Annotated in this window: 14 protein-coding genes and 1 tRNA gene; 9 read left to right on the top strand and 6 right to left on the bottom strand. The window is 66.8% G+C overall.

Annotated elements, in window-relative coordinates; all coding sequences use genetic code 11:
- Nucleotides 1–42: 42 nt before the first annotated feature.
- From AB0395_RS31470 to AB0395_RS31450, 5 genes are all read left to right on the top strand, one after another.
- Nucleotides 43–1272: an MFS transporter gene (locus tag AB0395_RS31470; RefSeq protein WP_366287355.1), complete on the top strand. Its 1230-nt coding sequence runs from the start codon at nt 43–45 to the stop codon at nt 1270–1272.
- 101 nt (nt 1273–1373) lie between these two features.
- Nucleotides 1374–2216, top strand: a complete 843-nt coding sequence (locus AB0395_RS31465) for a metal-dependent hydrolase (protein ID WP_366287353.1) — start codon at nt 1374–1376, stop codon at nt 2214–2216.
- Between the two features lie 190 nt (nt 2217–2406).
- Nucleotides 2407–3837 (top strand): MFS transporter, encoded by a 1431-nt coding sequence (locus AB0395_RS31460; RefSeq protein ID WP_366287351.1) that lies wholly within the window; start codon nt 2407–2409, stop codon nt 3835–3837.
- Nucleotides 3838–3856: 19 nt separating this feature from the next.
- Nucleotides 3857–3929: transfer RNA gene (locus AB0395_RS31455), tRNA-Ala, on the top strand.
- Between the two features lie 32 nt (nt 3930–3961).
- Nucleotides 3962–4111 carry a hypothetical protein gene (locus AB0395_RS31450; RefSeq protein ID WP_366287349.1) on the top strand — a complete coding sequence of 50 codons (150 nt, stop codon included), beginning with the start codon at nt 3962–3964 and terminating at the stop codon, nt 4109–4111.
- Here the strand turns inward: AB0395_RS31450 and AB0395_RS31445 are convergent.
- Complete coding sequence (locus AB0395_RS31445; RefSeq protein ID WP_366287347.1) at nt 4091–4954, bottom strand: TauD/TfdA family dioxygenase; 864 nt, start codon at nt 4952–4954, stop codon at nt 4091–4093. The two genes, AB0395_RS31450 and AB0395_RS31445, sit on opposite strands and share 21 nt — an antisense overlap.
- Before the next feature lie 345 nt (nt 4955–5299).
- On the opposite strand from AB0395_RS31445, the gene AB0395_RS31440 reads away from it, so the two are divergent.
- The 3 genes from AB0395_RS31440 to AB0395_RS31430 all read left to right on the top strand — a co-directional run bounded on the left by AB0395_RS31440 (nt 5300) and on the right by AB0395_RS31430 (nt 7349).
- Complete coding sequence (locus tag AB0395_RS31440; protein WP_366287345.1) at nt 5300–5929, top strand: GNAT family protein; 630 nt, start codon at nt 5300–5302, stop codon at nt 5927–5929.
- Between the two features lie 110 nt (nt 5930–6039).
- Nucleotides 6040–6750 carry a sulfotransferase family protein gene (locus AB0395_RS31435; RefSeq protein ID WP_366287343.1) on the top strand — a complete coding sequence of 237 codons (711 nt, stop codon included), beginning with the start codon at nt 6040–6042 and terminating at the stop codon, nt 6748–6750.
- On the top strand, nt 6747–7349 hold the full coding sequence (locus AB0395_RS31430; protein ID WP_366287341.1) for a DUF6875 domain-containing protein: 603 nt from the start codon (nt 6747–6749) through the stop codon (nt 7347–7349). The genes AB0395_RS31435 and AB0395_RS31430 overlap by 4 nt, the downstream gene beginning before the upstream one ends.
- 401 nt (nt 7350–7750) lie before the next feature.
- Here the strand turns inward: AB0395_RS31430 and AB0395_RS31425 are convergent, their stop codons facing one another.
- Entirely contained in the window at nt 7751–8005 is a 255-nt protein-coding gene (locus AB0395_RS31425) for a hypothetical protein (protein WP_366287339.1), read from the bottom strand.
- On the opposite strand from AB0395_RS31425, the gene AB0395_RS31420 reads away from it, so the two are divergent.
- On the top strand, nt 7998–8258 hold the full coding sequence (locus AB0395_RS31420) for a hypothetical protein (RefSeq protein WP_366287337.1): 261 nt from the start codon (nt 7998–8000) through the stop codon (nt 8256–8258). The two genes, AB0395_RS31425 and AB0395_RS31420, sit on opposite strands and share 8 nt — an antisense overlap.
- Here AB0395_RS31420 and AB0395_RS31415 read toward each other — a convergent pair.
- The 4 genes from AB0395_RS31415 to AB0395_RS31400 form a co-directional block, all read right to left on the bottom strand.
- The gene (locus AB0395_RS31415; protein WP_366287335.1) at nt 8255–9982 is read right to left on the bottom strand and encodes a serine/threonine-protein kinase; all 1728 of its coding nucleotides are present in this window, start codon (nt 9980–9982) and stop codon (nt 8255–8257) included. The two genes, AB0395_RS31420 and AB0395_RS31415, sit on opposite strands and share 4 nt — an antisense overlap.
- A 318-nt stretch (nt 9983–10300) precedes the next feature.
- Entirely contained in the window at nt 10301–11125 is an 825-nt protein-coding gene (locus AB0395_RS31410; RefSeq protein ID WP_366287333.1) for a 3-hydroxyacyl-CoA dehydrogenase family protein, read from the bottom strand.
- 400 nt (nt 11126–11525) lie between these two features.
- Nucleotides 11526–11756, bottom strand: a complete 231-nt coding sequence (locus tag AB0395_RS31405) for a zinc-binding dehydrogenase (protein ID WP_366287331.1) — start codon at nt 11754–11756, stop codon at nt 11526–11528.
- The coding region (locus AB0395_RS31400) for a CoA transferase (protein WP_366287329.1) at nt 11753–12772 on the bottom strand (1020 nt) is incomplete at its 5' end. The genes AB0395_RS31400 and AB0395_RS31405, both read right to left, overlap by 4 nt.

Here is a 12772-nt window from a genome sequence, read left to right as displayed (position 1 = left end):
CCTACGATTGGGTGAATCGATTGAAGGAGGACTGAACCCCGCATGAGCGTGCTAACCCATCAGACTCGGGGCCGCACCGGTGGAACGACTGGATCTCTGGCCTGGTTGCTCGTGCTGGGAATCGTCCTCGCCGCACTGAACCTGCGCACCGCGGTCACCAGTGTGGGACCGGTTCTCGATCACATCTCGTCCGGCCTGGGCATGTCAGGCGTCGGAGTCGGGCTCCTCACCACACTACCCGTGCTCATCTTCGCCTCGGTCGGTGCGCTGACCCCGGCGCTGGCCCGGAAGGTCGGCGAGCACCGGCTGCTGCTGATCGCCCTGATCACCCTCGGTGCCGGGCTGCTCGTCCGCGCGATGGTCGGCTCGGCCGAGGTGTTCCTGTTCAGCAGTGCCCTGGCGCTGTCCGGCGGCGCCGTTGGCAACGTGCTCATCCCCACCCTGATCAAGCGTCACTTCCCCGGCAGGGCCGGGACCATGACCACCGTCTACACCACCGCCCTCGCGGTCGGCACGATGCTCGCGGCCTCCGCGACCGTGCCGATCGAGCGGGCCGCCGACGGCAACTGGCACGTTGCCCTCGGGGTATGGGCGGCGCTGGCCGCTGTCGCCGCCATTCCGTGGCTTGCGCTGTTGCGCAGTGAGCCGGAGCGGGACACGGGCAGCAACGATCTGGGCCCTCGGACCCTGGTCAGGAGCAGGCTCGCCTGGGCGGTCGCCGCCTACTTCGGCACGCAGAGCATGGTCGCCTACATCATGTTCGGCTTCCTGCCGAAGATCCTCGTGGACGGCGGCTACACCACCGGCCAGGCGGGGCTCACGCTGGGCGTCTTCACCGCGATCGGTATCCCGGTCTCCATGGTCGTGCCGTGGATCGCCTCGAAGTTCGCCGACCAGCGGCCCGTCGTGGTGGCGTTCGTGGCCTTCTACACGGTCGGTTTCCTCGGACTCTGGCTCGCCCCCTCGGCCCTGGCCTGGCTGTTCGCCATCCTGGTCGGCATCGGGATGGGATCGTTCCCGCTGGCGCTGACCATGCTCGCCCTGCGCACCCGCACCCCTGAGGCGACCGCCGCGCTGTCCGCCTTCGGGCAGAGCGCCGGATACCTCATCGCGGGCGCGGGCCCCCTGGTCGTCGGCGTGATGCACGAGTCGAGCGGGGGCTGGACGCTGCCGTTCCTGCTGCTGTTCGCGGTGGTCGGGGTGCAGTTCGCGACCGGCTGGTACGCGGGCCGTGCTCGCTACCTGGAGGACGAGCGCGCCCTGGGCGCCTGATCCCGGGCCACGATGCGGCACCCGCCGTGGCCTGACCTCGTCGCCGGTACGGCCTGCGTCTCCTCGGGGGCGGCGCAGGCCGTACCTGGCATGATGGGGGGATGGAAATCGGAGGATCGACGCTCGTCGGCTATCCGGCGGGTGAGGTCCAGGGGCGTTCCCCGGTCGTGGCGAGGGTGCCCGTTGGAGACCGGCACGGGACGATCGTCGCCCAGACCCCGTTCCACCCGCTCGACCACACCTGGCCGGACCAGCCCGCCGACCTGGGAACCATCGCCGGGCTCGCGGTGACCGACTGCGTCACGGGAGCGGTCGCCGACGGCGAGCGGACCGTCCACCTCGGCGAGGACATCCCGGTGCGCCGCGGCACCCCGGGTTGGAGCTGGTTGGTCGTCCACGTCACCGGCGAGCCCGTGCCGGACGGGGAGGTCGAGCTGGTGGTCGACGCCGGACGTCGTCACGCGCTCTGCGCCGGGCACACCGCCTGCCACCTCACCGCGCTCGCGCTTAACGCGGCGCTGGCCGACCGGTGGCGCAAGGAGGTCCCCCAGGACGGTCTCGGCAACCCCGACTTCGACCAGACGGCCATCACCTCCTCGCGCATCCTGGAGGGCGGCAGCCACGACGTCTACCGCCTGGGAAAGTCCCTGCGCCGTAAAGGGTTCACCGCAGAGGGGCTGGCCGAGAGTCTGCCGGAGATCACCCGGCGGATCGACAACAGGCTGAAGGAGTGGATCGCGGCTGACGTCCCGGTCTGGATCGAGAGCCCGGGGCCCGAGCTGACCGCCCGCCGTACCTGGCACTGTGGCCTGCCCGGTGGCACGGTGGCCATCCCGTGTGGCGGCACCCACCTGTCGCGCACCTCCCAGCTGGGCTCGGTCGGCACGACCCTCGAACTCTCCGGTGACGGCGCCGAGCTGACCATGCGCACCACCGTCGGCTAGGTCCTGTCCCATGGGCTCACCGGGCGTCGTCCCGGCCCGCTCGGCGGATCCGGCGCTCTTCGAGGCGTTCGGTGGCCATAGCTCCCAAGACGTATCACGCTTCCCAAAGCGTGACATGACCCCATAGATGACGCTTCCTGACGGGCATTTACCATTTCATTGCGGAAGTCGGCGGGGGATGAGGGGGACCATGACAGGAGTGGCCGTCGCCGAGCCCGGCGCCGTGCAGCGGGGCAGGCAACTGTGGCTCACCCTGCTGGCGCTCTCCATGGCCGGAATGATCGTCTCCGTCCAGCAGACCGTGGTCATCCCGCTGCTGCCGAGGCTGATGACCGTCTTTGGCGTTTCGGTGGCAGAGGTCACCTGGGTCTTCACCGCCTCGCTGCTCGTCGGCGCGGTCGCCACGCCGCTCCTGTCCCGCCTCGGGGACATGTACGGCAAGAAGCGGATGATCCTGTTCACCGTGGGCCTGCTCATCCTGGGCTCCGTGGTCTGCGCCGTGTCCGTCTCCCTACCGGTGCTGATCGCGGGCCGGGCCCTGCAGGGCGCGTCCGCGGCACTCATCCCGCTGGCCATCGGCATGATCAGGGACAGCTTTCCGCAGGAAAAGGTGATGACCGCCATCGGCGTGGTCAGCGCGACCATGGGCGTCGGCGGTACCCTCGGCATGATCGTCACCGGCCTCATCGCCGACCGCACCACCAGCCACCACCCGGTCTTCTGGATCACGGCGGGGCTCGGCGTGGTCGCGGTCCTCCTCATCGCCGTGAGCGCTCACGACACCGGAACCAGCGCCGGAGGCCGTCTCGACCTCGTCGGAGCATCTCTGCTGTCGGTCTGGCTCGTCTGCCTGCTGCTGGCCGTGTCCCAGGGAAACGACTGGGGCTGGGGCTCAGGGCGGGTGGTCGGCCTGTTCGCGGGTGCGGCGGCCGTCTGCGCGCTGTGGGTGTTCAGCCAGATCAGACTGAGGGCGCCGATGATCCGCCTCCACCTGCTCATCGGCCGCCGGTCATTGCCCGCCAACCTGGCCGCGCTGCTGCTGGGCTTCGCGATGTTCGGCTCCTTCACGCTGGTCTCCAGCTTTGTCCAGACCCCCTCCTCGGCCGGGTACGGCTTCGGCGGATCGGTCCTCGACGTCGGCCTCTACGCCCTGCCAAGCACCGTGACCATGCTGCTGTCCTCCTTCATGGCGGGGCACCTGTCCACCCGCCTCGGCCCCGCCAGATCCCTGGCCCTCGGCGCGGCCGTCACGGCCGCGGGTTTCGGCTGGTTCACGGTCTTCAACGCCTCGGTGCTCGACCTGATCGGCGCGAACGCGCTGCAGGGCCTGGGGTTCGGGGTCGCGTACGCGGCGCTGGGCGCGCTGGCCGTACAGCACGTGCCCATGGACCAGAGCGGCATCGCGAGCGGTGTCAACTCCCTGGTCCGCTCTATCGGGGGCAGCGCCTCCGGCGCGGTGACCGCGGCGCTGCTGACCTCGATCACCATCGCTGGCAGCGCCATCCCCACCCGCGGCGCCTATGTCCTGTCCTTCGCGATCATCACCGTGAGCGCGATCGCCTCCGCTCTCGTCGTCCTCGTCTCCGGTGTGATGGCGCGGGAGGTCTCCGGAGTCGGCTAAGATTTCATCTGCATCGCAAGGGGCTATGGCGCAGCTGGTAGCGCGCCTCCATGGCATGGAGGAGGTCTGGGGTTCGAATCCCCATAGCTCCACTCTTGGCTGTTTTACGATGGCCTGAAGCGCGTTGACGAGATCCCGTCCGATCACCTCGATCGGACGGGATCTCGTCGTTTTCCCGGCCTGCGGGCCCGCCGAACTGGCCACGCTGAGCCGCCTGGTCGACGATGGAGTCTCGGCCACCGAGGCCGCTCAGTCAGCGGCTTTGATCGGCTAGGACGGTTATGCGCTGCAGGTGGCGAGAAACCGTCGGTGAGTACGGCTCGCGTGTGTGAAGCAAAGCGTGGTTGTCGGCGATCACCAGGTCGCCAACCTGCCAGTGGTGCGGGTACAGGTGCCGGGTATCGTACAGGGCCCGTCGGATGCCCTCCATGATGTCCGCAAGGTCGTGTCCATCAGGGACTTGGTCCAGGTGCGTGGACCTGACGCGCGTGGCGTCCTCGCTGTGGGGAATGGGCTCGCGGAAGCGCAGTGTGGGGAAGTCGTTGTGTGGATGTGCCACGACCAAAGGCACTTCGACCGAGTGCGTCACCTCACCCTGCTCGCGGACATCCCGGCTCTCGTAGCGGAAGATGAGGCTCTGCCACAGGGCTCGGGTGGCTGGTTCGGTGTCAGCCAGCACTCCGGCGGTGTCGCAGAACAGAGTCGCCCCCGGTTCGTGAGCTGGGGGTGCCTGCAAGCACTGGAAGATCTCCAGTGCGGGTGTGGGGTCGTGGATGCCGTCCCAGTGCATCGGCATGAATCCCGAATCGTCGAAGAGCTTGCGGGGATTGGGCCGCATTCGGATGTCGAGCACGGTCTTACCAGGTGGCGAGCCCCACCGCTGCGGAGTGCCCAGAGTGCGCGCGAACTCCTCCAACGCGGTTTCGGTGGCCGGTCCGCACCATCCACGTACGACGATCAGACGATGCTCGCGGATCAAGCTCTGCACCAAATCGGCGGGCAGCTGGTGCAGACCCGCGCTGGAGTCGTGGGCATGTGCGATCAGTTCGACGCCGAACGGTCGCAGGGGGATGCGCGTCCAGGCTGGGTGGAGGGGGGCGGCTTCGGAGAAGGTCATGATGTGCACCTGTCTTGTCTGCGGCCGTGGCTTCGGACGGCGCTCCCTGCCGGATGTAGAAACACCGACGTTACATTTCGATGTCAGATGACTACTCATGGTAACGTTACAGTGTCATGTCGGGCTCGCACCACGCACGGCGCGGCCAGAAGTGGACTGACTCGAGAACACCCGGGCCGGTCCGAGGCGGGGCATGCCATCGGCCTGTCTCGGTCTTCCTGTCGCAGCCACGAGGTCCTGGCGCCAGGAGGGAAAGCGCATGCGCTTCCAGCGGGTCGGCCGACCAGGCGCGCTCGGCCACGTCGGCGGCGCCCAGTGTTCGGCACCACGAGCAATTGAGGAAATGTGCGCAACTGGCCACTCTTCGACCTGTCGGTCACATCGCCCCGCTTGGAGCTGCGTAACCCGTCACTGACGGAACTCGACGAACTCGCCGATGTGGCGGCCGATGGTGTGCACGACGAAGGAGAGATGCCGTTCATCGTGCCGTGGTCGGCCGCCGAGCCCGCTCAGCGGGCCAGGAGCATCATTCGGGAGTGCTTCCGCTCGTGGGCCGAGTTCGCCGTGAGCCAGTGGACGCTCAGTCTCGTGGTGATCCATGAGGGTCAGGTGATCGGCCTGCAGGCGCTCAAGGCCGTCGACTTCCCCGTCACACGTGAGATCAAGACCTCCACCTGGTTGGGACGCAGATTTCAGGGCCAGGGCTTGGGGACCGAACTGCGTGCCGTAGTACATCACCTGGCCTTCGCCGGGCTGCGTGCCGAACACATGACGACGGTCGCGTTCGCGGACAACCGCGCCTCAATCGCGGTCTACGGAAAGTTCAACTACCTACAGGACGGGATCAACATGGTCGACCGTCAGGGGGAGGCGACGGTTGGGCGCCGCTTTCGCCTGCATCGGGCCCGCTGGACGCCACGGGACGATATCAAGATCCACAATCTGGAGCAGTGCTTCCCGCTCTTCGGGATCTGATACTCGAATCCATTTATTTCCGTAGGTTCCACGCACACCTGTCTGAGTCATCTGACTCACCGCGACAACTACTGCCAGTTAGAGATGCCAACCGTACGCGAGGATGTGTGATGGTAGAGATCATCGGAGCCGGCCTTGGCCGTACCGGCACCTATTCACTGCAGGCTGCCTTGACCCGACTTGGATACGGCCCCTGCCACCACATGTCGTCGCTAGGTGAGGATCCACGCCTGCTGGCAGGGTGGACGGCCATCGCCCGCGGCCAGGCAGCCGACTGGCGCCAACTGCTCACCGGTTTCCGCTCGGCGGTGGACTGGCCCTCGGCGGCTTACTGGCAGCAGTTGCTGGAAACCTATCCGAAGGCCAAGGTGGTGCTCACCGTTCGCGACCCGCAAAGCTGGTATGCCAGCGCCCACAAGACGATCTATCGCTACACCGCCCCCCAGTCCGGCCTCAGCGGCACTCTGACCTGGCTGGAGGACAGGCTCTCGGCCTCCATCCGACACCGTAGGGAGATCTGCCGCCAGCTGATCTGGGAGGGCGTCTTCGGCGGGCGATTCCAAGATTCTCAGTACGCGATGGAGATCTTCCAGAAGCACAACGCGGAGGTCCGCGCGCGGGTCCCCGAGCACCAACTCCTGGTCTTCGAGGTGTCGCAAGGATGGCGGCCGCTTTGCGACTTCCTCGACGCCGCCATCCCGGACGAACCGTTTCCACATCTCAACGACACCGCCGAGTTCCGGCGTCTGGCCGCGCTGCGACAGCGACGGACGCTCACGCTGCGAAGGACGGTCACGGCCGAGGGAGCGGCCATCCGATGATCGGCCAGGCGGCCGCGGGATGGGAATGGATCAACGACTTCCTCACCCTCCCGCATCCACAGATAGGGCGGAGCGGGCCGGTCTGCCCGTTCGTCATGCCCGCGATCAAGAATGGCACCCTGCACTTCGACACCCGCCGGATCAGTCCCGCCGCCGATGCGGGCCACCTGGCCGCGCTCATCGAGGACCTGGTCGACGAATTCACCACCATGGCCTGGGTTCAGCCCAACAAGACACTGCACGCGATGGTCGTGGTCATCGTCGGACTGTCGCCGGAACGGACGAGCGCGCTGGACGAGGCGCACGCCATGGTCAAGCACCGGATGGTGCGGCGAGGACTGATGCTCGGCCAGTTCCATCCGGATTGCACCGAGACGGCAGCCAGGAACCCCTCCTTCGCTGTGGCGCGTTCTCCTGTCCCCATGCTGGCCTTGCGCAACATGGCGTTCCACGACCTGCTCTTCCTGCATCAGGACCGGGACTGGTTCACGGCCTACGCCGGCAGGTATGGCCGGCGCTACGAAATCGGCCAGGCTCGCGACTTGCTCCTGACCACCCTCTACGAGCAGGCCTGTCAGCGGTGGCGGACACCTTCGTGACCCGGGCCCCTCGTCGGCACGTCCGAAACCCGTGGCCGGGACCACAGGAAAAGGCGGGAGTGCACGGGATGCAACGGCAGGTCTGGCCTTTCACCGTTACGTGACCGGCTCCGCTCCTTCAAGGATGACCTGCATTGATAGAGCGTGGCTCGCCGTCCCGTGATCGTGTCTCTCAAGGAGTCTCCGCGGGTCGGCAGCACCATCGTTTTATCCGTGGTCCATTCAATTTCCGCACTGACAGCTTTACGATCATGACGGGCTATGCGTCAATGGGGTTCGCTCCCCTCGCAGGAGGTCCTCATGAAAGCGGCCTGTGCCCGCATGATCATCATGTTCGCGTGTGGTCTGCTTGCCACCGCCTGTGGCGGTGGTGGCGGCGGTAGGCCTCACAGCGCTTCCAGTCAGGCAGCGATCGCATCATCGTCCACGCCGACGGTGTCCTTATCCGAACCCGTGACGTCCTCGGCCTCGCCCGCGTCAACGACGCCGCAGGCGGGGAAGGTGCCTGCTGGTTGCGGCGACAAGCGGCTGACCGCGGCGATGGCCAAGCTGGCCGCGGGGAAGAAGCTCAACCGGAAGCTCAGCTCCAAGAACGGCTCACGAGGAAAACTCACCTGCTGGTGGGAGGAGAGGCCGTCGTTCACCAGCGTGACCATTGAGCCCCCCTCCGGCCAGGACGAGAGCGCCGACATGCAGGTGATGGACGTCCCGGAGATTGCGAAGTTCGGCGCCGTGGCCCGAGCGAGGACCACCGAGATCGCCGGCAGCCGTGGGACGTTCTACATCGTGGCTTTTGTCGTCACCAGCGACAAGTATCGAATCCTGGTGAACGCCGGAGGCAGGGAACGCCAGGATCAGGCGGCGGGAGACGCCGCCGTCCTGATCACCGAATTGCTGCACACCAGCTAAGCGGGTGACAGCTTCTTGGTGCTCTCGACGGTGAAGGCGTCGCCGGCGCGGACGACCGTGACCCGGTTGAGGGTCCCGTCCGTGCCGAGCACCAGCAGGGTGACCCGCGCCGGGTCAGAACTCTCATCGAATGCCACGGCCCGCACACCCGCTCCCGTCGTGCCAGAAGCGGCGGACATCATGGTGCGGGCCGAACCGTTCGGCCACTCACCCGAGGACTGCTCGACGGAATCGGGCTCCGGAATTCGCGGCCATATGTGTTCCAGCCGCCACAGGTCTCCGACCAGAAGCATCTCCATCACCAGCGGACGGAGTTCGTGCCGTGGGTTCTTTCCGCCGGTGGTGGTGGTGATTTCGCCATGGACCAGAACGGCCACCCGGTTCTCGGATGCGGTCACGATGCCCGATCCACCTGGAATGCCGGTCTGGACCACCTTGTTCGTTCTGATCCAGGGGGCGTTCTTGACCAGCTTGGCACCGAGTTCCTGCCCGGCTCGTCCGTAGATGTCCTCCCTGATTTTCCTGTAGTCGTCGCCGAGCGTTCGGTAGTCGAAACCGTGTACGGTCTCGAACGCTATTTCCGCCTGTGCGCGGGCTTCCTCCGCGTAGGCGGGAGGTCGTTCGCTGTTCCTCACGGCATCCGTCGCCGTCGCGCTGGACGGTGATGTGCCGCTTCGGGGTTCACCACTGGGCCAGAGCCGCCAGGTGATCAATCCGACGGTGGCCGGCGCCGCCGCCGTCAGCGTCTGTCGCCTGGTCAGCCTCCGACCTCGGTTGAAGGCCGGTGTCGGCACCGGGGGAGTGGGCGCGAGCACCGATGGTGCGGAAAGGTTTCCCCGCCGACGGGGTAGGGCGAGCGTGGGAGAGTCGGCGCGACCTTGATCCATGATGCTGTGGACGAGATCCTGAGCGGAGGGGGGTTGGGCCGGGTCCTTGGCGAGGCACGAGGCGACCAGGGTCCGCAATGCTCCGCTGAGCATGACAGGCGAGCCCAGGTCGGGCTCGGTGTGCAGCACCCGGTAGAGAACCTCCGCGGACGCGCCGCCGCCGAAAGGGTAGGCGCCGGTCGCGGCGTAGACCATCGTGGCACCCCAGGCGAACACATCGGCGGAGACGCCGACCCTGCCGTCCGACAGTTGTTCTGGGGCCATGAAGGCCGGTGTGCCCAGCACGACGGGGTCCTGCCCACGACCGCGTACGGCGGAGCCGGAATGCGGGGTGAAGGCAGGCTCGGCATCGCGAGCGATGCTGAAGTCGATGATCCGTGGACCGTCTGTCCCCATCAGGATGTTCTGCGGCTTGATGTCACGGTGCACGATGCCGGCTCGGTGGATCGCGGTCAGTGCGGTGAGAGTCGCCACCGCCAGCCGTTCCAGTTCGGCCTCGCCTCGGGGGTCGTGCTCTCTGACATAGGAGTGGAGTGAGGGACCCGGGACATACTCGCTGACCAGGTACGGTGGCGTGCTTGTGACATCGGCGTCCAGCAGCCGCGCGGTACAGAAACCCGACACCCGCTGGAGCACCTGGAACTCCCGGGTGAAGCGCTGCCGCGCTCCCGGATCAAGGTCAGTGCGCAGCACCTTCAGCGCCACCGGCGCACCGTTGCCGGACCTGGCCAGGTAGACGACACCCTGGCCACCCTCTCCCAGCCTGCTGACGATGGTGTAGGGCCCGATCCGGCCCGGATCACCTGGCAGCGCATCGTGAGCGGCGACGTGTTCCATCACTGCCCAAAATAATGATCCTCGCGGACATTGGAAAGCCGGGTGTTTCCACCTCAGGGCTGTGTGATGGTTATGACGCGCTGAATCGAGATCTGACTCAGATTTCGCGATGGATACCGCTCCATAACCGCTGCGGCGCGGGTGATCATATGCCGGGTGCGGTAATCGCGATCTGAGTGTTCTGTACGGCCTGAGGGAAGTTGCCGAGATCCCGTCCGATCGGCTTGATCGGGCGGGCTCTCGCCGTTTTCCCGGTAATTCGTACACCACGTCCGTGGACGCAGCCTCCGTCAGTCCGCCGGTCGCGCGGCGAAGTGCTCACCAGTCGTAGAAGCCGCGGCCTGTCTTTCGGCCGAGGTGCCCTGAGGCGACCTTTTCACGGAGGATGGAAGGCGGTTCGAACCGCGGACCGAGCTCGCGGTTGAGGTGTTCCGCGATGGCCAGACGGACGTCGAGCCCTACGAGGTCGGTGGTTCGAAGCGGCCCCATCGGGTGCCGGTAGCCGAGTGTCATCGCCGCGTCGATGTCCTCGGCTGAAGCGATCCCCGCTTCGAACATGCGCATCGCCTCCAGGGCGATGGCGACGCCGAGTCGGCTGCTGGCGAATCCCGGGCTGTCCTTGACGACAATCGCCGACTTGCCGAGCGCTCGCACCCAGCTCTGAGCGGCCAGCTCAAGTACATGGTTTGTCGACTCGGTCACGACGATCTCAACAAGGTCGCTCACCGGCACCGGGTTGAAGAAGTGGAGCCCGATGAGCGCAGACGTGTCGTGTAGGGCCTCGGCCAGTTTTGATATCGAAAGGCTGGAGGTGTTCGTGCCGATCCATGCAGAGGGTGCATTGGCCTCGATGGCGCGGAGCACATCCGCCTTCAATTCCGGTTCCTCGGAAACGGCTTCGACCACCAGCCCGCAGCCCGCGAGTCCCCGTGGATCCGAGCCCACGGACAGCCTTTGAAGGTGTTCACCGGCGGTGCCGCCGACGGATCCGCGATTGACGGCGGTTGACACGCTGGCCTCGATCCGAGACCTCGCGGCGTCCGCACCGGAGTCGGACACCTCGACCACCCGCACCGTGGCGCCTGAGGTCAGGAACGCGTGCGCGATTCCCGATCCCATGCGTCCTCCGCCGTAGACCCCCACGATGGCGGGAACCTCGTCGATTGGATCTACCCGACTACTCAATGCGCTGCTCCGATCAATTCGTCACGTTCTCGAGGACGACGGCCAGGCCTTGGCCGACGCCGATGCAGATGGAGGCGATGCCCCAGCGGTGGTTGTCCTCGACCAGTCGCCGGGCAAGGGTTCCGATCGACGCAGCCGACGTGAGACCAGCCGATGCCCGCTCGCGCCAGCGCCCGGCTGGAAGCCTCGATGGGGGCCAGACCGAACTCCTGCGGAGCAAGCGCATGCGCTGCCTTGCCGCCGAACCTTCCGAACGGGGGGCGGACCGACGCGTAAACGAATGCGTCCTGCATCGCCTGTTCCCTTCATGAACCGTCGCGACCAGATGAGGGGCGACCGCTGGCTGTAGCCGGAAAGGTCATCCGAGGCCGGTCGTGATGACGACCTTGCCTCGCGCCTTTCCGTCCTTGACGTACTGCAGTGCGTCGCCGGCCTCGGCCAGCCCGAAGGTGCGGTCGATGGCGCCGTTGATGCGCCCGTCGACGACGAGCTCGAAGACGACCTCGCCCGGACCTGGCTCGAGATCCGGCAGCTCTTCGACGCGCAGCGAGCTCAGTGGACCGAAGTCGCGGCAGATGACGGTCCTCACGCGTCTGCTCCCGGATGGGCCCAGGACGTACCGTCCACGAGCGGCGACAACACCGGGTAGGGCTCGGCTGACGGCTGCTTGCGGAGCGCTCGCGAGATGGGCATGGCCAGGGCGCCGAACGATGCTTCGCCGGTGGGCGTGGCAACCCGCACGGGTGAGTCGACGTCGAGCAGGCCATTCTCGACAGCCTCGTTGAACGTCGCCACCACGGACGTGCAGACGTCCTCGTTCCCCAACACCTGCCGCCAGTGCTGCGCCGACTCGGAAGCGAAGAGCGCGGTGAGCGCGGCGATCACGTCGGGCTCGCGTCCGACGTCGTCCCGGTACGACGGGTCCAGCCCGATCAGCTCGGTCAGCCGGTCCCAGAACTTCTGCTCCAGCGCCGCACACGCCACGTGACGGCCGTCCTTGGTGGGATAGACGTGGTACCGCGGGCTTCCGCCGGTCAGGAGTTCCTTGCCCGGACGCGGCCAGCCGTCGCCTGCCTGGTACGACGCGAAGTAGCCGTAAGACAACATTTGAAGGTTGTGGGCCATCGACAGCTCGATGTGACAGCCCGCCCCGGTCGTATCGCGCGAACGGAGCGCGAGCAGGATGTTGACGACCGCCGGGTACGTACCTCCCGCGATGTCTGCGATGACGGTCGGCGGAAGCGAGGGAGCGCCCGTGCCGTCCACGACGACGCCCAGCAGGCCGCTCTCGGCAAGGTAGTTCAGGTCATGTCCGGCCCTGTGCGCGAACTCCCCCTCCGGGCCGTATCCGCTGATCGAGCAATAGATGACGCGCGGATTGACCTCCAGGAGATGTGCGTATCCGAGGCCGAGCCGATCGGCCACACCGGGCCGGAACTGCTCGATCACGATGTCCGCTTCGCGCGCCAGGTCGAGAACTCGCCGACGTTGAACCGGATCCTTGAGGTCCGCGCCGAACGCCCGCTTGCCGCGGTTCAGCAGCGCGTAGTTCGCACTCGCCTCGCCGAATCTCGGCGCGTAGGCGCGCATCTCGTCCCCGACGTC

Source organism: Streptosporangium sp. NPDC051023, from assembly GCF_040689595.1.
Classification (GTDB): Bacteria; Actinomycetota; Actinomycetes; order Streptosporangiales; family Streptosporangiaceae; genus Streptosporangium.
Note: the sequence above shows the minus strand (reverse complement) of the source record. Positions and strands in the feature narration are given on the sequence as shown.